General features: G+C 33.0%; 25 protein-coding genes and 2 pseudogenes. 18 read left to right on the top strand and 9 right to left on the bottom strand.

Features of this window, described 5'->3' with window-relative positions; genetic code table 11:
* Nucleotides 1-420 precede the first annotated feature (420 nt).
* The 6 genes and pseudogenes from MHH44_RS11585 (at nucleotide 421) to istB (ending at nucleotide 6,340) form a co-directional block, all read left to right on the top strand.
* A complete protein-coding gene (locus tag MHH44_RS11585; RefSeq protein ID WP_340798645.1) occupies nucleotides 421-1,077 on the top strand; it encodes a Type 1 glutamine amidotransferase-like domain-containing protein in 657 nt (218 codons plus the stop codon).
* A 226-nt stretch (nucleotides 1,078-1,303) separates the two neighbouring features.
* Nucleotides 1,304-1,819 carry a DNA topology modulation protein FlaR gene (locus MHH44_RS11580; RefSeq protein WP_340798644.1) on the top strand — a complete coding sequence of 172 codons (516 nt, stop codon included), beginning with the start codon at nucleotides 1,304-1,306 and terminating at the stop codon, nucleotides 1,817-1,819.
* 453 nt (nucleotides 1,820-2,272) lie between these two features.
* Complete coding sequence (locus tag MHH44_RS11575) at nucleotides 2,273-2,710, top strand: GNAT family N-acetyltransferase (RefSeq protein ID WP_008403866.1); 438 nt, start codon at nucleotides 2,273-2,275, stop codon at nucleotides 2,708-2,710.
* A gap of 68 nt (nucleotides 2,711-2,778) precedes the next feature.
* Nucleotides 2,779-3,189 (top strand): NUDIX hydrolase, encoded by a 411-nt coding sequence (locus MHH44_RS11570; RefSeq protein ID WP_340798643.1) that lies wholly within the window; start codon nucleotides 2,779-2,781, stop codon nucleotides 3,187-3,189.
* A gap of 898 nt (nucleotides 3,190-4,087) precedes the next feature.
* Nucleotides 4,088-5,607: pseudogene (gene istA, locus MHH44_RS11565) on the top strand (IS21 family transposase).
* A 1-nt stretch (nucleotide 5,608) separates the two neighbouring features.
* Nucleotides 5,609-6,340, top strand: a complete 732-nt coding sequence (istB, locus tag MHH44_RS11555; protein ID WP_340798640.1) for an IS21-like element helper ATPase IstB — start codon at nucleotides 5,609-5,611, stop codon at nucleotides 6,338-6,340.
* 310 nt (nucleotides 6,341-6,650) lie between these two features.
* On the opposite strand, the gene MHH44_RS11550 is transcribed toward istB, so the two are convergent.
* Nucleotides 6,651-7,091, bottom strand: coding sequence for a hypothetical protein (locus MHH44_RS11550; RefSeq protein ID WP_340798639.1), 441 nt, complete (start codon nucleotides 7,089-7,091; stop codon nucleotides 6,651-6,653).
* A gap of 285 nt (nucleotides 7,092-7,376) precedes the next feature.
* Here MHH44_RS11550 and MHH44_RS11545 point away from each other — a divergent pair, with 285 nt between their 5' ends.
* The gene (locus MHH44_RS11545; protein WP_340798589.1) at nucleotides 7,377-7,697 is read left to right on the top strand and encodes a transposase; all 321 of its coding nucleotides are present in this window, start codon (nucleotides 7,377-7,379) and stop codon (nucleotides 7,695-7,697) included.
* 8 nt (nucleotides 7,698-7,705) lie between these two features.
* Complete coding sequence (locus tag MHH44_RS11540) at nucleotides 7,706-8,569, top strand: IS3 family transposase (RefSeq protein ID WP_340797581.1); 864 nt, start codon at nucleotides 7,706-7,708, stop codon at nucleotides 8,567-8,569.
* A gap of 46 nt (nucleotides 8,570-8,615) precedes the next feature.
* Here the strand turns inward: MHH44_RS11540 and MHH44_RS11535 are convergent, their stop codons facing one another.
* Nucleotides 8,616-8,801, bottom strand: a complete 186-nt coding sequence (locus MHH44_RS11535) for a hypothetical protein (protein ID WP_340798638.1) — start codon at nucleotides 8,799-8,801, stop codon at nucleotides 8,616-8,618.
* A gap of 664 nt (nucleotides 8,802-9,465) precedes the next feature.
* Here MHH44_RS11535 and MHH44_RS11530 point away from each other — a divergent pair.
* From MHH44_RS11530 to MHH44_RS11520, 3 genes are read left to right on the top strand one after another with little or no spacing between them, the layout of a single operon-like run.
* Complete coding sequence (locus tag MHH44_RS11530) at nucleotides 9,466-10,074, top strand: ABC transporter ATP-binding protein (RefSeq protein WP_340798637.1); 609 nt, start codon at nucleotides 9,466-9,468, stop codon at nucleotides 10,072-10,074.
* A gap of 46 nt (nucleotides 10,075-10,120) precedes the next feature.
* Nucleotides 10,121-10,567 carry an ABC transporter permease gene (locus MHH44_RS11525; RefSeq protein ID WP_340798636.1) on the top strand — a complete coding sequence of 149 codons (447 nt, stop codon included), beginning with the start codon at nucleotides 10,121-10,123 and terminating at the stop codon, nucleotides 10,565-10,567.
* 33 nt (nucleotides 10,568-10,600) lie between these two features.
* Nucleotides 10,601-10,873: a hypothetical protein gene (locus tag MHH44_RS11520; RefSeq protein WP_340798635.1), complete on the top strand. Its 273-nt coding sequence runs from the start codon at nucleotides 10,601-10,603 to the stop codon at nucleotides 10,871-10,873.
* Between the two features lie 18 nt (nucleotides 10,874-10,891).
* On the opposite strand, the gene MHH44_RS11515 is transcribed toward MHH44_RS11520, so the two are convergent.
* The gene (locus MHH44_RS11515) at nucleotides 10,892-11,746 is read right to left on the bottom strand and encodes an effector binding domain-containing protein (protein WP_340798634.1); all 855 of its coding nucleotides are present in this window, start codon (nucleotides 11,744-11,746) and stop codon (nucleotides 10,892-10,894) included.
* Nucleotides 11,747-12,720: 974 nt separating this feature from the next.
* A complete protein-coding gene (locus MHH44_RS11510) occupies nucleotides 12,721-13,134 on the bottom strand; it encodes a hypothetical protein (protein WP_340798633.1) in 414 nt (137 codons plus the stop codon).
* A 393-nt stretch (nucleotides 13,135-13,527) separates the two neighbouring features.
* Here MHH44_RS11510 and MHH44_RS11505 point away from each other — a divergent pair, with 393 nt between their 5' ends.
* Nucleotides 13,528-14,019 (top strand): hypothetical protein, encoded by a 492-nt coding sequence (locus MHH44_RS11505; protein ID WP_340798632.1) that lies wholly within the window; start codon nucleotides 13,528-13,530, stop codon nucleotides 14,017-14,019.
* A 237-nt stretch (nucleotides 14,020-14,256) separates the two neighbouring features.
* Nucleotides 14,257-14,589: a hypothetical protein gene (locus tag MHH44_RS11500; RefSeq protein ID WP_340798631.1), complete on the top strand. Its 333-nt coding sequence runs from the start codon at nucleotides 14,257-14,259 to the stop codon at nucleotides 14,587-14,589.
* 118 nt (nucleotides 14,590-14,707) lie between these two features.
* Here the strand turns inward: MHH44_RS11500 and MHH44_RS11495 are convergent, their stop codons facing one another.
* Nucleotides 14,708-14,965 (bottom strand): GNAT family N-acetyltransferase, encoded by a 258-nt coding sequence (locus MHH44_RS11495; protein WP_340798630.1) that lies wholly within the window; start codon nucleotides 14,963-14,965, stop codon nucleotides 14,708-14,710.
* On the opposite strand from MHH44_RS11495, the gene MHH44_RS11490 reads away from it, so the two are divergent.
* From MHH44_RS11490 to MHH44_RS11475, 4 genes are all read left to right on the top strand, one after another.
* Entirely contained in the window at nucleotides 14,907-15,512 is a 606-nt protein-coding gene (locus MHH44_RS11490; protein WP_340799510.1) for an alpha/beta fold hydrolase, read from the top strand. The genes MHH44_RS11495 and MHH44_RS11490 overlap by 59 nt on opposite strands.
* 261 nt (nucleotides 15,513-15,773) lie before the next feature.
* The gene (locus MHH44_RS11485; RefSeq protein ID WP_340798629.1) at nucleotides 15,774-16,100 is read left to right on the top strand and encodes a hypothetical protein; all 327 of its coding nucleotides are present in this window, start codon (nucleotides 15,774-15,776) and stop codon (nucleotides 16,098-16,100) included.
* Between the two features lie 65 nt (nucleotides 16,101-16,165).
* Nucleotides 16,166-16,561, top strand: a complete 396-nt coding sequence (locus tag MHH44_RS11480) for a hypothetical protein (protein ID WP_340798628.1) — start codon at nucleotides 16,166-16,168, stop codon at nucleotides 16,559-16,561.
* Between the two features lie 16 nt (nucleotides 16,562-16,577).
* Entirely contained in the window at nucleotides 16,578-16,781 is a 204-nt protein-coding gene (locus MHH44_RS11475; RefSeq protein ID WP_340798627.1) for a tyrosine-type recombinase/integrase, read from the top strand.
* Nucleotides 16,782-17,446: 665 nt separating this feature from the next.
* Here MHH44_RS11475 and MHH44_RS11470 read toward each other — a convergent pair.
* The 4 genes from MHH44_RS11470 to MHH44_RS11460 form a co-directional block, all read right to left on the bottom strand.
* Complete coding sequence (locus MHH44_RS11470; protein ID WP_340798626.1) at nucleotides 17,447-18,016, bottom strand: hypothetical protein; 570 nt, start codon at nucleotides 18,014-18,016, stop codon at nucleotides 17,447-17,449.
* Nucleotides 18,017-19,136: 1,120 nt separating this feature from the next.
* On the bottom strand, nucleotides 19,137-19,259 hold the full coding sequence (locus MHH44_RS21210) for a hypothetical protein (RefSeq protein WP_445683052.1): 123 nt from the start codon (nucleotides 19,257-19,259) through the stop codon (nucleotides 19,137-19,139).
* 269 nt (nucleotides 19,260-19,528) lie between these two features.
* Nucleotides 19,529-20,134 carry a hypothetical protein gene (locus MHH44_RS11465; RefSeq protein ID WP_340798625.1) on the bottom strand — a complete coding sequence of 202 codons (606 nt, stop codon included), beginning with the start codon at nucleotides 20,132-20,134 and terminating at the stop codon, nucleotides 19,529-19,531.
* Between the two features lie 644 nt (nucleotides 20,135-20,778).
* A complete protein-coding gene (locus MHH44_RS11460) occupies nucleotides 20,779-21,630 on the bottom strand; it encodes a rolling circle replication-associated protein (protein WP_340798624.1) in 852 nt (283 codons plus the stop codon).
* A 717-nt stretch (nucleotides 21,631-22,347) separates the two neighbouring features.
* On the opposite strand from MHH44_RS11460, the pseudogene MHH44_RS11455 reads away from it, so the two are divergent.
* Nucleotides 22,348-22,538 (top strand): annotated as a pseudogene (locus MHH44_RS11455) (N-6 DNA methylase); the annotation flags it as partial.

Here is a 22,538-nt window from a genome sequence, read left to right as displayed (position 1 = left end):
TCCTGAAAGAATTAAGTTTTAAGTGTATTCATGGTAGTTGATAATAGTCTAACAATTCTGAATAATTATTAAAAGTTACAATAGATGTGTTTTTATCTAACTATCTGAATTTTAAAAGTGAAAATAGTATTGGGATCTATTAGTCAATCAAGCATGATAAGGGATCTCTGTAGCATCACTTTTCGGCAATATTAGTAACCTGGAAACTTAGAGTTCATGTACAGATACAATGAAGAGGTTTATTGACAATAATAATAAATGGTATTTATTCCCTTCAACTAATCGGTCGCTTTCCTTGAATAAAGGAAAGCCTCTTTTTCCTTTAAGGGTAATTTAATTGAATAAAATACAATCAATAAATTGGATATTTATGTTAAAGTGAGGGGTGAATGTTTATTATACTTGGCTACGGAGGTACTTATGAAAACTCACTATTATTTAGGGTGGTTTAACAATTTTTTCCCAGAGCATCTGGGCAGGGTATTACAGGAGGATATTACTGATAGAAAATCACTTGCAATGATTAGCTCGAATCCATCTGTTTATAAAGAGATTGGTGCGACTGAACGCTCGTGGCTTGATCAGGCTGGCATTATTTTTGATGACTATCATTTAATTAATTATCACGTACAGAAGGAAGATGCCCAAAAGATAATTCAAAATGCTTCAGTCATTTTCTTGTTGGGCGGGGATACTATAAAGCAAAACGGGTTTTTGATGGAATATGAATTATCAGATTCGATTAAAAAAAGCAGCGCTGTTGTCATAGGAGCAAGCGCTGGTGCAATTAACATGTCTGCTAAATGGTTATGTTCCCAAAAATTTGGATATAAAGTTGAGGAGAATTATGTTTATGATGGAATTGGCCTTGACGATTTTTCCATTCTATCTCACTTTGATCTTGAAAATAACATAGCGCTTGTTCAAAACGAATTGTCTATTTTATCGGAAGGAATAAATATTTATGCGTCGAACAAAGATTGCGCTATACGTACGAAGGGAGACAAAATCGACATTTTTGGCAAAGTATATTTAATTTCCCACTCAAAGATTCAGAGAATGGATGAAACACTCTAGTTATGATGAGTGGAAATGGCACATATAGAATTTAATGGTTAAATGTACCTTCTATAACAAAATTAGGTGCTTGTTTTCATTAACCGATTAGTTTGAGGAGCAACAAAAATTAGTTGTTAACCTATAATTAGGAAGGTGGAATAGCGTTACTATTTCAAATCGTAAGAGGTAAATTCAATTCTATAAGCGAAATGTCTATATAAACATATCTTATGGTGGTGGTATTTTGAAAAAGACAATTTACAAGAGAATTCATATTATTGGATCAGTTGGAAGTGGTAAAACAACTTTAGCAAAAGAAATATCTTCATGGTTAGATTTACCGTATTACGAATTAGACAATGTTGTTTGGATAAGGCTTGAGTCCGGAGATATTAGGAGAACTGAACAAGAAAGGGAAGAGTATCTAAACAGTATATTACAATTACACAGTTGGATAATTGAAGGCATACACAATGAAGATTGGGTAAGCGATTGTTTTCATAGTGCAGATTTGATTCTCTTTTTAGATACAAAATATTCAATCAGAACTTACCGAATTATAAAAAGGTTTATTAAACAAAAACTACGAATAGAGAAAGCAAATTACATACCAACATTAGCTATTTTTTTAAAAATGTTTAAATGGAATCGTTATTTTGAAGAAGTTGGTAAAATAAATTTTTTCAATAAATATGGGGTATATAAAGACAAAATAGAAGTTATTAATAATACAAAAGGTATTAAGAAATACTTCAATTAAAAAGCGACATTCTTAATTTTATTTTTAATATACCCTAACAATTAAAAACTTCCTTCATATTAGAACTTATATTAAATAAGGGAGGGTGTTAAATGTTAGTTAAAAATAATGAAGAATTATATGAATTACTGGATTCATTATTAAGAGAGCCAACAGAATTTTGGGATACATTTCCTCTCTAATTTATCACAAGAAAAAGCTGATCTCCAAAATGTAAACATTCAATTTTTTTGTAAGAATATCTTTAATTTAAAGCTGGAACCACAATCGTTTGATTACATATTAATTTGGATATTTTCATCACCTTTCACCTCATCGAAGAGAGTCCTACATACAATTTAAATCTGTATTTTTAAACGTTCCTAAATTTCAATAACAATCTTTAAAGAAGGTTTATTAATGACGGAATTTGGTAATCTATTAAAATCAATAAAGAAATAAGGTGGAAATACTATGTATATTCGTTCAATGACCTTAAAAGATATTAATAATATGGATCTGTTAATGAAACAGCTAGGTTATCCTTCTTCAAATCAAAAAATTCAAGAGAGATTTAATAAAATTTTAAATATACCAAATTACGAAACATTTGTTGCAGAAGTTAACGGAGAATTAGTTGGTTTTGTAGGAATGTGTAAGCAAACAGCATACGAATTTGATGAGCCATATGTAAGACTTTTAGCACTAGTAGTTCACGACGATTATCGTAGAAAAAATATTGGGCAAAATCTTATGTTAGCAGTTGAAGACTGGGCAAAAAAGAACGATTGTATAGCAATCATTTTAAACAGCGGGAATAGAGAAGAGCGAATCGCTGCACATAAATTTTATAAAAGTTTAGGATACTTAGAAAAAAGTACGGGGTTTAGCAAAAGTTTAACTAATATTTAACTAATAAAGATTTTCAACAAACTGGTGTAATACTTTAATAAATATGAATCACTGAGAGGTTACGATTAATGCGAAATAGAGGATCGGTAGTAATAGTAGAAAATGATAAGGTAGCAATAATTCGTAGAGTTAGAGATGGCATTATTTATTATGTTTTTCCTGGTGGTGGAATAGAAAAAGGAGAAACGCCAGAAGAAGCAGCAAAAAGAGAAGCATTTGAAGAATTGGGAGTAGAAGTAGTGGTCAATGAGTGTATAGCAAAAATTGAATATAACGGAACCCAATACTTTTTCTTATCCGAAATCATTAATGGGACATTCGGAACTGGTCAGGGTGAGGAATACACAGACAAAGAGAGAAATAAAGGAATATATTTGCCTATGTGGATAGATATAAAAAGGTTATCATCACTTGGTGTTAAACCGAGAGAAATTGTTTTAAAAGTTCAAAACTTATTAAATAACGAGAGATTTAGTTAAATCCAAAGTAATACTAAATAATTAGAAAAATCCTGCGGACAAATTGCGGACAAAAGAGTAAACAAGTGGTTTGTATTCCTCTTTTTTTGTTTTTCTGTATTAACTGTATTAAAATTCTTTTGTCTCGATAGGTAGGGATCTCTGTATTAGCAATTGCTAATTTAAAAACAGATGGATTTTTAATGTAACTTAATGTTCATAAATAATCAGTTCTGTAAAATCATTAATTTTCACCGTCAGGATATAAATACTTAAATTTGTCCTTTGCTTTATTCAAAAACGGGCCATATTGTTGAATAACATAAAGAAACAATAGTATTTAGATAATATGAAACAAATAAGAACTTTTATTCGTATATTAGTTACTATATACTTTGAGGCGGTGTTGTAAGTGGATTGGATAACTATAATAATAACTTTGCTTATACCATACGGTATTATCATTTGGATTTATTTAAATCCCAAAGAAAGCTTATTGATGGGAAGGCGAGGAATATACAAGGAAGAACCTGAAATAACTGAAAGTGCAATTAGAAATATGAAAGCAAAAGCTTTAATCACTATAATCGTCTATCCTATAGTTAATATTATATTTTTTGTTTATATGTTCAGCTTGTGAAAATATATACCTTACTTCAACAATCGGGCGCTTTTCTTGAATAAGGAAGGGTTCCTTTTCAGTTATAGGGCCATATTGTGGAGCAACATTTTTCTTGGGGGAGTCCTAGAGAAGATGCAGATTTATATTGATAAAAGAATGGCTATACAAGTGTAACCGCTAAAATAAACTTAACAGTTTTTGCTCATTTCAATTGAACACTTTTTCACCAATTTAATAGTTTCCTGTAAACTGGAAATATCAGTTTATTAGGAGGCTGTACTAATGGAGGAGAAGCTTGTGTTACATATCGAAATTCATCAATTGCGTAATCGTCGATTAAGGGTTACACAAATCGCAAAGCGACTAAAAATATCACGTAATACTGTTTATAAATATTTAGATATGTCTTTTGAAGATGCAGTAAATGAGTTTAGCCAGACTGGGCGTAAGAAGAAGCTAGATGAATACCAAGATTGGATTGTTGGTTGGTTACTTGAGCATCCTAGCTTAACGGGGGCACAAGTTTTTGATTGGCTACAAGAGAAATTCCCAACAATTGATGTTGGTGAAAGTACAGTTAGACGTTATGTAAATGAAATTCGTGAATTTTATCAAATTGAAAAAATAGATGAACCTCGTGAATACGAAGCAGTAATTGAACTGCCTCCAGGTAAGCAATTACAAGTAGATTGGGGACAAACCATTCAAAAAACAACAGCTGGTAAAGAAGTGAAATTATATTTCGTCGCTTTTGTTTTAGCTCATTCTCGACATAAATTCACAGTGTGGTTAGATCGGCCTTTTACGACAAGAGATACAATTGAATGTCATGAAAAAGCCTTTCAGTTTTACGAAGGTATAACGGATGAAATTGTGTACGATCAAGACAATTTAATTGCGGTAAGTGAAAATGCAGGCGATCTCATTTTAACAAATGAGTTTCAACAGTATGTAAAAGACCGGAAATTCAAAATCTATCTCTGCCGCAAGGCAGATCCCGAGTCCAAAGGCAAAATAGAGAGTGTTGTAAAATACGTAAAATATAACTTCGCTAAAAATCGAATTTATACAACACTTGAGGACTGGAATCATCGGTCTTTAAAATGGTTAGAACGAACAGGGAATTATAAAGTGCATAATACAACAAAAAAGAGACCTTTCGAAGTGTTTCTCCTGGAAAAGCAACACTTAAGAAAAGTCTCTACACCGCTTCCTCTATTAGGAAGCAACCATACAGAAATTATAACAAGGAATGTCAACAAGGACAACACAGTTCGGTACGCATCTAATCGATATTCCGTTCCACTGGGAACATATACGAAATATCCAGTCATACAAATAGTGCCCCAAGGGCAGAAATTAAAAATATTAGTACCGCATACTGGCGAAATTCTTGCGGAACATACCATTAGTTTAGAAAAGGCAAGCTGATAAAAAATCTAAATCATGGACGTGATCGCTCTAAGTCGCTCGATGAGTTACAACGTAATGTGCTCACTTTATTTCCATATAAAGGAGCCGAGCAATATATTCAAGATGTTTGTCATACATACGGTCGATATCGTAGAGATCAATTATTGTTATTCCAAAAAATTGCGAAAGAGAACCCAGAATGGATATCTGCAGCAATTGATAAATGTATTCAAGAAAAGTTATACAGCGCAAATGAGTTTCGAGATGTGGTCGCCTATTTTAAGCGAACAAAAATTGAACCAGAGCAGCCAATAACTACTGTAAAAGAATCAAAAGAATCGCTAGCAATAGCAGTTCAAACGAGAGATTTAAAAGAATACATTCAACGTATGGGAGGCAAATAATATGAGCAAAAGTGTGGCAGATATCCAACAGGCATTTAAGCAATTACGTTTAGCAGAAACGGCTGAGGGGCTCCCAGAGCTTCTCCGCCAAGCGGAACAAGTATCGTGGACGTATTTAGAATTCATTGATGAGCTAACAACATTAGAGCTTAGAAGACGAGAAGAAAAGAATATCGAAAAGCGTTTATCGTGGGCACGTTTCCCATACCATAAGCCGTTGCATATGTTTCAGTTAGAGGAGCAAACAGCGATTACAGAGCGCCAAATGAAACAGCTGCAGGAGTTCCAATGGTTAGAGCAAAGTTACAATTTAATTCTTTTAGGACCACCGGGTGCAGGGAAAACGTTATTGGCCGTAGGCTTAGGCATTGAAGCCATTCAAAAAGGCTTTCAAGTCTATTTCATTACAATGGGAGAATTAATTCAGTTATTGAAAACAGAGGAATTTACACATCGCTCACAAATCCAATTAAAACGGTTGAGAGCATCGGATTTAATTATTATCGATGATGTGATGTATATGGCTTTAGATCAACGGGAAGCCACTTTATTCTTTCAGCTCGTACATCAGCTATACGAGCAAAGTTCGCTAATATTGACATCAAATCGAAGTCCAGAAGAATGGACAGAGTTAGTGGATAACCAAGGGATGATGACTGCTATTTTGGATCGCCTGTTACACAGAGTCGAGGTCATTCATATGAACAATGAAAGTCATCGTTTAAAACATTAACAAAGAATCTTTAACGAATAAAAAGTGTTCATTCTTAATGAGCAAAAAATGTTCAATTTGGGTTGACGGTTACAACAAGTTTTTATGCAAATTAAAGATTATACCCTGCTAGTATAAAATCCTTTATATCAAGGGTTTCAGCTGTATAAAATATCGTATAAATAATGTGATACAAAAAAGTCGAGAACGCTGTTAAATTAACGTTTTCGACTTTTGTAACCTGCCCAAACATTGATTTGGGACCGTTATTAGGTTTAGTTATGTGTACGCTATAAAAACTTGTTACTAAAATACTCATGAAAGAAAAGACTTATTTAACTCCAATTACAAAGACATAACCCGAACTTCCCTTTTCCCAATTTGCAGAAACACTATAAATATAAACACCCTTTTCTTTTGGCACTACTAATACATTGTCATTTAATGGGGCATTTTCCGTTTCCCCGTTACTAAGCCATAAAGATGCATTCAACGTATTTTCTAGAGGTTTACGATTAAATTCTATTTTTAATTTAGCTTCAGGTGATACAATAACAGGTTTAAGTTCGTGATGTTTAATAATATCTGGTGGCGAAATCATATCAACACATTGTGCATTAATAAGCCCACGCCAACAATAAGAACCTTGTGCCACTTTTACAGTATTATTTTCAATAGTTATGGTTGGTTTAGGTGGTTTAAGGTTAGATCCAAAATAAATACCACCTACTAGCACAACTATAGCTAATAAAGAAATTAATATCTTTTTCATACATTTCCCCCCTCGTAAACATAGACGTGTAGAATTCCCCTAATGTTACACATATCGCTTTGGGATGTTATTGTAAGCTGATCATAACCTTATAATGGCATTCGTTATTCCACAATCGGGCGCTTTCCTGGAAAAAAGGAAGACCCTAAAGTGATTTTATAAGGAATTCCAAGAGCAATAAGATAAAACAAAAAACCACTGATGATATTATCCCCTTTAAGTAGACAATGTTAAAAAACCTACAGTACGCTGTAGGTAAACATTTTACTTAAAGGGGATTTTTCTGTGTCGAGAAAAAATAATATTTATTCAAACGAGTTGAAGTTAGAGATTGTACAAGCTTATTTAACAGGCAATGAAAGTATGCAAAAAATTGCGGATCGATATGAGATTCGTAATGTTTCTCAAGTAAAAGCTTGGGTGAAGAAATATAAAGAAGTCGGATCCATCGAAGCTTTTAATCGTATCGCATCTACAGGTTCTGGTGCGAAAGGTGAGAAGAATCCTTTAAAAGGAAAACGGGTCCACTTTAAAAATGTAGAAGAAGAACGTGATTACTATAAGGCACAGGTCGAATACTTAAAAAAGCAGTATCCAAATCTGTAAATGGAGGAATGCCTACTTATTCAGATCGTTATCAAATTATTGAAGAAATGAAAGATCGCTATCCCATTACATGGCTTACTAAAATGGCAAAATTGGAACGTTCAGGCTACTATAAGTGGCTTAAAAATGGCAAAGTATCGTTACGCAAACATAATGATATTGTTTTAAAGGAGCAAATTTTAGCGATTCATCAAACGCACAAAATGTATGGATATCCACGCATGAAAATCGCTCTACGGGACAAAGGCTTTCTTGTGAATCATAAGAAAGTCTATCGACTAATGAGTGAGTTGGGTATTCAATCGATTATCCGTAAAAAGCGTCGCGTATGGGGCAACCGTCTCTCACGTGTATTTGATAATGTGTTGGAGCGTCAATTTAAAGAACGTGTAGAAAATGAGGTGCTCGTAACAGATATTACGTATCTGCCAACGAAAAATGGATTTCTCTACTTGTCAGCTGTACAGGATTTATATAACAACGAAATTGTCGCTTGGCGTATTAGCAAGCGTAATGATTTAGAATTAGTCATGGATACCCTCCAGGAATTGACCGCAAAAAGAAATGTGTATCGAAGCATCATTCACTCAGATCAAGGCTACCAATACACATCCATAAAGTATCATCAAACAGTAGAGCAGCTTGGCATGATTGGCAGTCATTCTCGCAAAGGAAACTGCCATGACAACGCTTGTATTGAGTCCTTTTTCTCGCACTTTAAAAGCGAGTGCTTGTATCTGTTACATGATTATTCAGAGGAAACGGTAAGACAAGCTGTTGAGCAATATATCTACTTTTATAATTACCAGCGCTTCCAAAAACGACTCAACCATCTGGCACCGATAGAATATCGTCACCAGATGGCTGCTTAGTCTTTTTATAGGCTGTCTACTTGACAGGGGTAAGTTCATGAGATCATTATTCAGTGGCTTCTTCTTGTTTCTTTGATTCAAGAATTTTACGGTTTTGCTCTATTACTTCTTTATTTTTCTCTATTGTAACCTTGATGTTTTCAAGCATTTCTTTATCTTCATTACTACTAATTTCAGAATTATTCTTTAGGTGTGCATCTAAATGGGATGATTTATTATCTTTAATAATCACTAAATTCACCTCTCAGAATGACTATATTTTTAGTATAAATGATTGAAAGTAACTTTTATATTAAATTTATGTATCATTTTCAGAATTTTGATTATTCTACTCGTTTACTGGGTAAGGGCTTGCTGTTTTCGGTGAACGAAATAGCTTCTTTTCCAATCTACGACTCTCTGCTCCTGTCCTTATATGCTCTATGAAATATGGGAAAATATTGATTTGACAACGGTGATAAAACAGCCCTTTTTTAATTGGTTCGTATTATCAACTACGTTTTTAAAATTGTATTTGGGAAATCTTTGTGCTTATAGATTTGATGCTACCCTTATCAGATAAAGGGCCATATTGCGAAGTAATATCCTTTCAAGAAATGTTACCAAACGTCGCTTTAGGAATGTTTTCATGATAGACCTTCCAAAAATTTAAAATAAAAGGATGAATCAAAATGAATGTTTTCATATTGAAATGGTGTTTAGTCAGCATCTCAAATGGATATTTTAATTAGGATATGTTAAATTTCAACGTTGAAAATTGAGAGAAGATTTTAAATGGTAATTAGTAGTAGATTTAATTTTCTTATTAAAGAATTATGGATAGCCGTAAAGGAGTCAATCACTCTTTTTCTTAACATTCAATTTTAACAGAGCTAAGGTCTTAAAAATTTTACGGTTTGTTAGAATGTGAGGGTTATCATTCACATCTTGGAGTTAATGGTGCTGGTAAAACGACCGTTATCAATATGTTAACTGGCCTTGCCAAACCTACTTCAGGAGATGCGCTTGTACTTGGGCATTCGCTTAGTAAAGAGTTGCCAAGTATCCGGGGATTACTCGCTGTGTCACCTCAGGAAACGTCCATTGCACCAAATTTATCTGTGCGCGAAAATTTATTATTAATGGCACGTATTCACGGCTTTTCGAAGGAGAAGTCCATTGAAAAAACAGATGCTTTAATTAGCCAGTTTTCACTACAGCCTTACGAACATCAACGTGGTAAAAAATTATCCGGTGGTTGGCAACGAAAGTTAAGTATTGCCATGGCTCTCATTGCAGATCCTAAAATTTTATTTTTAGATGAACCTACTTTAGGGTTAGATATCATTAGCCGCCGTGAGCTATGGGCAATGATTAATAAACTAAGAGAGACGACTACAATTGTACTTACAACTCACTATTTAGAAGAAGCGGAAAGTTTGTGTGATCGTATTTGTATTATGAAAGACGGCGATGTGAAGGCACTTGGCACAGTAGACGAGTTCCTTACAAAAGCAAGTAAATGAAACTTTGAGGATGCATTTGTGCATTTCGTACAGGGGGCAAATTATAATGAGAGCATTGGCATTTGCTGGACGTTGTACGAAAGAAATTGTACGTGACCCGATTTCATTATTTTTTGGTATAGTCTTTCCAATTATTTTAATGATGATTTTAACTGCGATTAATCGCAATGTTCCAGAAGCACTTTTTAATATTGAACATTTAACACCTGGCATCGCAATATTTAGCCTTTCTTTTATTGCTTTATTTGTAGCACAAACGTTAGCGAAGGACCGTTCTACTTCTTATTTAATAAGGTTGCTAACGACTCCTATGAAAGCAAGTGATTTTATTATTGGGTATACGCTTCCTTTAGGAATATTTGCTGTGCTTCAAAGTATTACGTGTTTTATAACGGCTTACTTTTTAGGTTTGGAGCTATCTTTCTACCATTTATTTGCATTGATTGCCTTACTCATTACGTCTACTATTTTCATAGGAATTGGACTGTTATGAGGCACTTTATTTAATGAAAAGGCAGCGGTAGGATTGTGCGGGGCTTTATTAACGAACTTAACAGAATTTTTATCTGGCGCATGGTTAGATTTATCGTTAGTTGGAGGCGCTTTTGAAAAAGTCGCTTATGCTTTACCATTCGTCCACGCTGTTGATTTAGTTCGAGCAATTGTGGCAGAAGACTTTAGCGCAATGTTTCCCCATTTATATGTTGTGGTAGTTTATGCAGCATTTGATATATATAATATGTTTGAACTCTTTAAGCCTCTTTTAAAAAATCCCACTAGTCGTTTTGGCATCGATTAATGGGACATCTATTTTAAATTATTTTAATGGAACCCAAATTTCTGAATAGCAATCTGGACTGAATGGATCATCTTCTGTATACATTTCGAACTCTGGTGTACCTGCATGTTGATATCCGTTAGCAGGGAACCATTCAGAAAAAATTTGTTTCCAAACTTTTGTCATTGCATCAGGCATTGGACCATGTACTTCAAAAACACCCCATTTAGAAGCTGGAAGTTCGATTACTTCAAATCCTTCTTTAACGTCACCTGTATAGTCTGTAGCAACCCAATAGTCAATTTTCTCATTAGGTTTTGCTACACATATACCAAGAACTCCTTTAATTTGTCCATTATTAATTTGTGCTAGCTTGTCAGTAGTACCATCACCATTTAATTCATCCCACATTTTAGGGATTCCGATTAAATTGCCATTATTCTCAAGTAAAAATTCTTTTTTTACACCTATTGCTTGGAAGCCTTCACGTTCTACGATTTGATATTTCATTGGTTCTGCCCCTCTCAATCTCACCTCTATTACAAGGCGGTTATATGATTTGATCTTTCCAATATTTTTCCTGACGTCACTTGGTGAAACCTCATGCTGACGCCTAAAGGCTTTTGAAAAAGCCTCGGGAGTGTCATAGCCGTACTTAAATGCAAGGTCGATAATCTTACTGTCTGTTCTTTTTAACTCGTCTGCTGCCAAAGTCAATCTTCTTCGCCGAATATATTCACCTACTGAAATCTCTGTTAATAATCCAAATGTTCGTTGAAAATTGAATGCAGAAGAGTTTGCTTCATTTGCAATGTCCACTATCGAAATTTCTTTTAATAAATTTTCTTCGATATAGTTAATTGCTTTTTGTAAAGATTCTAACCAAGCTGACATACTTTTTCCTCCTTAATTAAATAGTAAAATTTTTTCACTTTAAATACCTGTCTTTAAATGCTCTGTTCTGTCAGGATTTATTTCTATAAATAATTTTATCGTTTAATTCACCAAAATAAATCATAAAAGTTATATTGAAATTAATTTTTTAAGTAATGTGTAAAAACAATCTACTAGCTTTTGACTGGTGGGCAATACTTACGAGTGAGATTGTTAAATAGTGTACTAAAACTATCAGATTAAGTTAGTTGAACAAGGGAAATCTAAATCGCTTGGAGAAATAGGATAGAAAAGAAGGGGATGAAAGTAAGGAAAAAATATGTAGATTGGGGACGAAAGAATGAAAAGGACAGTAATTGGAGGTTTTATAATGTTAGGGGGATTATTTACTACATTAACTATAATTGTGGTGGCATCAATATATATTCCCTGCATGACTAGTTGGAGGATTGTTGTTGTCAATTTTGGGGCTAGCAATACTAGTAATGGAGTATTTTGACAAGTCCTTTTTTTAGTGAGGTTTTTACTAACGGAGTGCTTTAGCTGAATAACGATGTTCAACAATCGGGCGCGTTTGTGGAGTAACACAGGCAGAAAATGATCAAACTTTTTTATAAAAACCAAATTAAAATTACTTAAGGAGAATCCATTTTGAACAATCTTTTTTAAAAATGGAATCTTCTTATTTATCGTAAAATAAGGGTTTACGAGTTATTTTTGATGAATCTTTATTATAAAGCTACAGGTGACATTGTATTGTTTTGGACTATTGGAGCGGGTCACGAAATGGTAGCAATGTTATTTAAATATTAATAAATAAATTAAAGGCGATAACCCGAATGGTGTATTTATGGGTTGTCGCCTTTAAACTATTTAATAGCCTTTTAGAGTTATTTTAAACCGTTTAAAAGTATTGGATAGGTTTAAACCATTGAATTAGCGAAGCAGCATTAACTTATTCTTAAAAAGAATATCTATTTTTGTTTTAAAAAAATAGTTTCTGATTTCCCATCCCATTCAATTATTGCTTCTATTTGAGTATCTTTTTTTATATATTCATTACAACTTTCAGGGTTAATTGGTGGGCCTGCACATCCACTATTACCAGAATTAATGTTTTTACTCGGATGATTAAATTTTTCATCAATACTTATCAATTCAAACCCATCACTCTTTAAATTATATTTAAATTGACTAGGGGCATCATCTTCTCCTATATATTCAAAGGAAAATTCAGCCCAACTTTCTCCCTCACTTACTTTAGTGTTATAAACGATATCCCAATTATTGCTTGTTCCATTAAAATAATAATGGTTCATATCTGGAATAGATGGAATTAGAGTTAAAGAAACAAATATTAATACAGTATTTATAATTTTATTAAACATTTTAGACCCTCCTTTGAATTGATTTCTCATTAATTAAGTTATTCATTTAGAACCCCTAACTTATAAAAGTTACCATAAAAATGTTTATTTTACAGTTTATCCCTCCATCAAGTGCTACATTAAAAAATAATTTACTTTTAGTGAAGGGTACTTTAGACAAAGTACAATTGTAATTAATCGGAGAATGAGATTATATTCAAGTTGTTCAACAATCAGGCGCTTTTCTTGAATAAGAAAGGAGCTTTTTTCAATTATAGGGCCATTTAATTAAATAACACTACACAAAAATTGATATTAATGTTTAAGTACAGATAAAAATTAACAGACTACTAGGATAAAATATTTTGTAACTTTATTTTGAAAATGTCTACTAATTTAAAAAGGAGGAATATTATGAATATATTAATTCGAATGGGGTTTTCATTAATGATGTTATTCACATTATTAGGGTGTAGTAATGTCGAAGAGGATACATCCAAAAGTGCAAGTAATAATATAATCACAAAGTCAAATAATCGGGAAGAACCACCCGCTATAAAATTAAAAATTGGCGAAGACGAGATTATAACTTACCGAGGAATTTATAGTTGGAGTTATTTTGATAAAAGTACAGGGCAAGTAGTAACTGTGGAGGCAGATCATGCTCCTCCAACCGAGATGGTAAATATCGAACAGGGTGTTAAAGTTAATCTAGCCGAAACTGTAAAATTAGATTTTGAAAAGGAACCAACTCATTATGAAATAAAACTCTGGGACAATAATAATGTGATTGCAACGTATAATACGTTTGAAGAAATAAAAGAAAAAGGGAAGTATATAGTTGAAATAGTAGGAACATGGGAAGGTAGTACTGCTACTTATGTAACTGCATTAGATATTCAATAATAATGCTCCACTCTTACCTCAGAATTAACCATTAATATTAGACTTAGTTATTCAATTAAAGTGCGCGATTCTTCAATATGAAGATCGCGTTTTCCGTTATAGGGCCATATTATTGAATAACATCCCTTTAAAAATGGCTATTTATGTTAAAATCTATGTAAAGAAATATTGTATTAAAACAGAAGCATTTAAGTTTATTAGGGGTGTTGGTAACTAAAATAAAGGGGTGCAAGTAATATGGATGGATTGTTTTTTTTCTTATATATTGTAGTTAGTAATGGGTTAACCTTGTATTTATACCGAAAAAAGAAAATTCAAATATGGATTTCTGCAATCGTTATGGCTCTTTTAGTTCCAGTAATAGCCTATAGTTTTATATCATTAGAAATTTATTATAGTAATAAAAATACCGTAGATGGTTATAGTGATGCATCTTTTGGGGGAGGTACTATAGCAATAATCCTAGCTCTCAATGCAATTGTTATGTTTGTCATAGGATTTATTTTAAATATTTACACATTCATTAAAAAGAAACTAAAAGCAAGAGAAAGCCAAGTGTTTGAACGATAAAAATACACCCAAAAAGGTATCGGATTACAGATTTCCAACTGTGTTCGATGCTTTTTATTTTTAGCAAATACATACGGATTCAATAGCGATCTTTTAATTTTTTCCTTTCTAAATCTTGTTAGAATGAAGGTTGATACAACAAATGGAATTCAAGTTCAATCATCACCTTTTTTCCAATCCCTTTAGAACGAAACTCATCCTTGAGATAGATCTCATATAAAAAAGCACTCTTGTTTTCTTCTACTACCTTCATCCATACATAACCTACGGCTTTTTCATTTTCTATAATATTATAGAATTCATGAGATTTAGAAGCCATTCGTGAAGCATTAAATTTCCCCAAATGGGCTTTTGCAGGCCATTCAATTGGCGGCATGATAGCATTAAAATATGCCGTATTAAAACAAAAATCTCTATTAAAATGCATCTGCGGTTGTAGTGCAGCAAGTAAAGCATACGCAAGTCATCCAAATAGTATTTACTGTACTGAAAATAAAAATTTTAATCGGATTATCGAAATCATGGAAAGTTTAAATAATCCAAACACGCCACAAGTGAAACGAAAAGAATTAGATTTTGAATGGGCAATGATGTCATTTACTAGTGAAGAAAAATTAAAAAATGCCCTGACAATACCGAATAGTGGGCGTACTGTTGGTCGAGCGCTTGATTACTTTAGAAAAGTAGCAGTAAAGTCATTCGATTTACGTAAAGAGTTGCGGACAATTCAAATAGATACCTATGTATTTGGCGGGAAATATGACGCGCAATGTCCAATTGAATTTAGTTATGAAATTGCTGATCTCATTCCTACGTCTGAATTAACAATCTTCGAACAATCTAATCACAATCCATTTGTTGAGGAAGGGAAAGCATTCAGAGATTTTGTTAAAGAAACTACTAAGACACTTAAGCATGTATAGTATATAAAGTGAAATTTACCAAATTATAGTTAAAAGAAAAATAATCTTCCACAATCGGGCGCGATTCTGTAATAAGAATCAGCCCATTTTTATTATAGAGTCATATTGTGGTGTAAATATCTGTAACTAGAATAATAGGCTTTAGAATATTGACAAATGAAACTTATAGTGTAATATTACACGAAAAGGAACTATTTGATATATATAATGTAGTGGTAATTAAAGATAATTTATAAAATTTGGAAACGTAGGTGAGCTTCATTGAAATCGGTTGCTATTAAATTATATTTATATACATTATTTTCTTTATTATATGCAGTTGGATTATTTTATCTCAGTATTAAATTTGGAGAAATGGCATATTGGGGAAACGGGTTAACGTGGTATTGGGTAGGGGTTACTATTACTTATTTAACAGGAATATTAGGTGTCATTTTCATTATCCTATCATTGAAAATAAGAGATGATAGTAAAAATGGTTTCTATTCCTATTCAATTAATTTACTTAGGACACTATCTATTTTAGCGTTAGGATTGGGTTTCTTATGGACCACTTTCTTAATTATAGCCGGAATGTCCGGTATGTAATTACAGTTATCCGGTGCATTTCACTAAAGACTGATAAATGGAATCACAAAGCGGGGTGCTTAAATATGCAGAAAAAAACAAAATTAATTTTAATCCTACTTTTTATTAGCTTTGTATTAAATTTTTATTTGGGGATTAGTAGTTTTATCAAAAATACATATACACCAAACTTAGAAGATCAAATCATTTTAGGAGAAATGACTAAAATGGTGCTGGAAAATGAACAATATCAGGAAATTGCTGCAAGGGAGAATGTTTATGCAATTAAACAAGGAGTAAGTCGATTTAATGTTGCTAATCCATCTTCTATTTTCCATTATGAAATAAATGTCCAAACAGAACAGCAAACTTATATTTTTTCCTGTACGGATAATTTATGTACGGGAGTTTCGAATGAAGGTTGGTCTTATTCAAGATATAGTGAAGAAAAACCGGTGCTACCATTGAAAAAGATTAACTAATGTAATACAGCGTTGAGTGACCGGATATTTATATCATGATATTCGTCACACACATGCATCAATTCTTATTTCAGAAGGTGTAGATATCTTTAAAATTTCAAAGCGGTTAGGTCATGCCAACCCTAAAATTACATTAGAGTTTTATGCACACCTATTGCCGAATGCAGATAATGACATTGCAGACATTTTTCACAATGCCATCCAAAATAACACTAAATAATTGGAAAAAATCCTGCGGACAAATTGCGGACAAATCCAAAAATTCAATAGTAAGGTATAAAGTCTCCTAAAAAGAAAAAGCCTGTAAACGTTGATATAACAACGTTTACGGGCACTTGAAATGATGGTCTCGACAAGTCTCGAACTTGCGACCCCCACCTTGTCGATTCCTATCTGTATATATCCTATAGTTATCTTCTAACTCCTAAAGTGTTTAATATCAAGGGTTCTAGCGGAATTGTATTCTCCGCTAGTATCCTCTTTTCATCACTAATTATTTAGAGTGCGTGACCAATTATGTGACCAAATAAAATAACGTTGTGTAAGTGATTTATATTAGCGAAAACCTCACCGACATATTTAAGATGAAAGCTGGTACCTAAGTGACCCTACTGCCACTTCTTTTTCATCAGAACTTTGTACGGGCGTGGAATATGCCTCAGAATATTAAACTTCTGTACACCTAATTGAGTAAGTCAGCATTTTCATTTAAGCATTCACCAGCTTTTGTACTAAATTGGCGAGGTATCGTGAAATGAGGTTGAAGGTGTTTTCGGTAGAAGGAGTATGTCGAGTATCAAAAGAAGAGATTAATCGCTTTTTAGAATTATACAGCAACTAAAAATGCAGGTATCGATGAATGATCATTGATGCCTGCATTTTTGTTTAATTAATTGGAAGATAAATGTATCGGAATTTTTCTATATTGAATTGCGTGAAAGGGTTAGAAGGCTTATCAGCATAGAAATTTAAGAGGTGGGAAAGTGATAGTTTTTCACCTACTTTAATTGCCTTCATCGCTTTAACAAAATCGACATATTCTCTAATTGATTCGAAAGGAAATTCAATTAGAAATACTCCAGTTTTATTATTTATTTCACCGTCAAAACGGACAACGGCAGAGTTAACTTCCGAATATTTTATGCTAGTTATTTTGCTTGTAATCATGTCTAGAGCGTCTACAGAGGATTTAACAAATAAAGCTTTATTTTTACTGGTAGCTTCGATATGTGGGAAGTATGTTAAATCTAAATCAACACGTCTGACAAATTCAGCAGATCTAGTTTCTGTAAGTATCCATCGTTCTTTTATATCGGACTTAGCAGCACGTTGAGGAGGGGATGAATGCATTAATATCCTTACATCAACCTTGCTGCGAGAAATTGCAGCTAGCTTTGTTAAGCTTAAATTTAAAATATCAAATTGCTTTACTGTAATTAAATTTTCATTATCCATTGAATCACCTACGATTAAATAATCAGCGCTGTTGTTAATAGTATATACATCATTCTAAGAGTTTGTCGATGTTAGAGTAGATGTAATTTCAATTAGAAAAAATGTAATGTACTATATATAAAATGTTGCCAAAACAATATTCTCTTAAATTGTATAGGCCGAACAATGAGAAATTAACACATTAAAAGAAAACAAGAGATAAATGTATAAAAAACAGATGAGGTAAATATAAATACGTAATAGGCGATTTGTTAAATATGTCGAATTTATGTAGGTGATATTTTTATTTAATTGAAAATCTTAAAGTAACAGCATGTATAGGTAAAATCTCAATTTACAGAAAATTAAAGAAAAGCATTTGAGACACAGCAAAATCAAAATAAGTTTGTTGAGTCAATTTTAATTTAGCTGACTGTAGTAAAAGTATAAACCTTATCGTTAATTTTAGAATAAAGGATAAATAATAATGTGTTATGATTCGAGAGAGGGTACCTTCCTTAATAAGTATTGATCTTGATAGCATGTACGATAACAAGCATGGAACTTTGGGCGAGGTCTGCCCTTTTTTAAAAAGTCCACAAAACAGGCTAATCATGGGGAGTTATTGGGTTTAGGGAGAATAGTCCTCTTGATATGAAAGCATATAATAATAGCCTAGTAGAGAATGGGTTGTGCGGCGCCCGTTTATTACTGTTTAGTATTTATGGTGTGTCAAATGAAAATAGATGCTCTATAAAATTGAATGAATTTGAGTCTTGCTTTAACTGTGATCAATTCCATGAGTAGAACATTTTTCATATGCATAGAGGAATTATTTGTTATAAAGATCATACTTTTCTAAGAAAATTGTTAACACTCTACTTGCTATGTGATTTTCGTACATAGGGTTAAAATTTTATAAAAAAATTCTGCGAGGGAGTACCTTCCCTTTCAGTTAATCATTTACGGCGTTAGTCGCCCCCTGGGTTATAAAAGTAAGTGCTACATCTGTGTAGAAAAAAGTAACAAGTATAAAAAAAGAACACATTCTACGGCCTTTTAAGAGCTGTAGGGGTGTTCTTTTGTTCTAATTATGCAAAGCTCCTAGAATTAGATAAGAAGCACTCTGCGGGTAGCTATGCTAGTTATTTGAACCATTCAGCCAGTGTAGAAACGACTGCTTGGGAATTTTAATAAGGGGGCCGATACGAACAGTATGAAAAGAACCTGACTTAGCTAATTCATATGCTTTTGATGTGCCGATACCTAAAATCGTTTAATGTCCTTGACGCTTAACACGTCAGAATAATGTTGCAAGTTCTCCATAGAATTCCCTCTGCTTCCTTGCTCCTTCGGCTTGCGAGCTGCTGTATACCTTTATTTTAAGGTGTTACAGCAAAGAAAGCGAACTTACTCAAGTAGCGTAAGAAGCAATCTCCTACGAATAAAAGCAATTATCGGTAATACTGTGTGAGTAGATATAGTATTACTAACAATTGCTGTAGGTAGCTTTATGCTGTTGGTTGTGATTCTTTATTGGATGTTCCTATATTCATTGACAAGAATAATTCCATAGTCTTTATCAAAGATTTCATACGTGAAGTATTCATCGCAGTCTAGTAATTCATGCTTCTCAATAAATCTATCAGCAACTTCGTTATGGGCCACCCTCGGCTTTTTTAATTTATCTGAAATAAATACACGTTCTGTAGTAACATCTGTTGTGGATTGTATAGCTTGGGCATACTGATCTAATAAATCATCGTATGGTTGGTGATCTATTGTAACTTTATTACCCCAGATTTCATTAAATTGTTGCTCAGAGAGATTAGGTTCTTTGTTAGTTATTAAGCGAACACAAGGTTTCTTATTGGACAAATCTAGTACAGCCAAGTATCTAAAACCTCTTTTGTTAAAATGCTGTAGAAATGATTGTAGGCGGTTCTGTAAAGATGGTATATCTTGCTCGCAAACCTCCAATCGCATGTACCTTGTAACGTAGTGCTCTACAAAGTTAGTTAAAATAATGCGTTTGAGCTGTACTACCTCATTTTCAAAAGAAAATCTTGCTGCATTTTTCCAGCTGTTGTAATCGTAAACATAAGTGATGGTATTACAGTGTACTAATTTCGTAGGCATAAAAACTCCTCTTTTCTAATTTTTAGTGTGTTGTATATTTTGTGTTTTTTAAATTTAAGCTGAAGCTTTCATTCTTTCCTTTGACAAATCGCACTAAAACACAAGCGTTGAATCCCTTATTAGTCTAGTAATAGTGATGTCACAATTGTTCTCATTGCTACATTTAACAGTGCCGTTCCGCTGTAAAAGAATACCGATTATTTTATAAGTATTCAATTTTAGTAGGACTTGTCGCTAAAACTCCTACCATCAAAGAAATGTTTCTTACCTAATAGAAACCATTAGTCATAAATTTATTTCAGCTTAAATTACACAATTCTCATTTTACACAAAGGAGTGATGGTGGAAAATTGAACTCTAAATGATGGGACCCCCAGGTTTATTAGGATATTTGCTATTATTCATTTAGAGTTACCTATTAGAAAGTACCGGTATATAAGCTTTTAGTTTCATCCCTGGTCTTTTTCGCATGGCTTCTAAAAGTTTTTTCTCCGATTAGTCAATTCAAAATTAAAATGATGTTAATTGGAGAGGAATTCGTGTTTTAAGCACGTTTACTTTAGGTTTATTCAATATGTTATCCTATTATCAACAATTTCCTAAACTAAGTGGTAACTGCTAAATTTCACCTTATGAGACGTACATTATGCTACGGGTTCTATTTGTTGAATCATTTCCATTTGCTCAATTAAATAGTGTAGCTTAGCATCATTTGCACTTTCTACATACGATTGAATTTCATCTTCAGAGAGTTGTGTGATGAATTGAAAGTACTGAAAAGCATACTCGCTATCTTCTTTATAAAGTAATGTACTATTAACCTCATTAATCCAGGTAGGTAATCCTTTGCTAATGTACTTATATATCGTTGGTTTATTAAGACCTCTACTTGCAAGGTAGCGATGCTTTTCGTTATTTAGGCGAGAGTCATAAATACCCTTTTTCATATAGCTAGCAATCTTTTGTATATCAAGTGGATCTTTATTCGAGCGTTTAAAGTCTAAGTTACCATGTTGCCATTTCTTTTTTAGTAATGCTTTATACTGATGTGGAATATGACAAAGTACATGAAAGTGGATAGAGCCATCTTTATGATATTCTTGTACACCCAAATATCTTACATCTACAGTGTCATCTAAGCATTCTCCTTTTTTCGTACCACGCTTCAAGTTCTTCCAATAATTTGTGAACTTAATACGACAAATAGTTGAATCTGTAATATCGAAATCACAGCTTTTTTTATCGAATGTGATTGTTAAAAAGGTGTAACCATTGGAGAAGTTTGCATAAAGTAAACGTTTAAAAGTGCGAAGTGTATTGGCAATTGAATGTGCTCGTACTTCAGCTTGATGTTTTATTTCTTCCTCGGAAAAGCACATACCTAATTTAGAGGCATTACTTTTACGGCCACTATTTCGATTGTGTACTTTTTGGAAAGCAGCTCGTACAAGTACCTCTGCGTATATACCACTTAATCTAATTAAAATCTCATTCACTATTAAAAACCGCCTAAATTTATAATATTTTTTTGACTCTTATTAAAATTGTCCGTAATTAATTACTTATATCAAGTCTAGAGTAAGGTCACGACTACTTCTTAAATCTATTATTATTGGGTATTACTTTTTGTCGGTAGAACACTTATAATTGTAGGTAATGTTAACTATTTTGGCGAACTGCATTTCGGAGGCTGTGCTTTGAAAATTAGAGAATTAATAGAGTAAGCGAATGTCTAGTAATCAAATTCATATAAATACACTATTTTGCTCTAGCCAGCTGAACAAGAAGTATATTTACAAATAAATTTTTGAATTAGATATATAAGATGATTAACTTACAAGGTAAAGTAAGCTTCAAATAGTCATTCACAGAAATTTTAGGCGGACTATATAAACTAAGGGACTACGGTAAAATTATGTTACCTTAAGCTGCGATGATCATTACACGCAATGCGAGGATGCGAGTATTTAACAAGACATGCTTAAAATAGATGTTATTTGGATTGTACAGCTGGTGGTGGTGGAATGAATCTGAAACGACTGCTATTTATAAAACTGACTTACTTAGTAAAGTTTAGGATGCACGAATATTCGTCATGGAAATACGTTGTCGTAAAACAAATTTCCTCGTGAACACTTTGACTATTTTTTGAATACATACGGAGTGGACTAGAAAATCATGTGAGAAGCCGATTGGTCACGTAAAAAATTCTTAAGGGCTCTAGTTTAGCTATCATTTGAACGACTCACCATTATTTACGGATGATACAGGTTCTGGTGAAAGTGAAATTCGTAAGTATGTACTTGAGAACGACTTAATAGAAGGTATCGTGGCACTAACAAACTATTTATTCTATAACACAGGTATTGCAAAGTACTTTTGGACTTTAATGAACAATAAAGCC

Source organism: Solibacillus sp. FSL K6-1126 (assembly GCF_038003445.1).
Classification (GTDB): Bacteria; Bacillota; Bacilli; order Bacillales_A; family Planococcaceae; genus Solibacillus; species Solibacillus silvestris.
The sequence above is the reverse complement of the archived record's forward strand: the minus strand, read 5'-3'. Positions and strand labels throughout refer to the sequence as shown.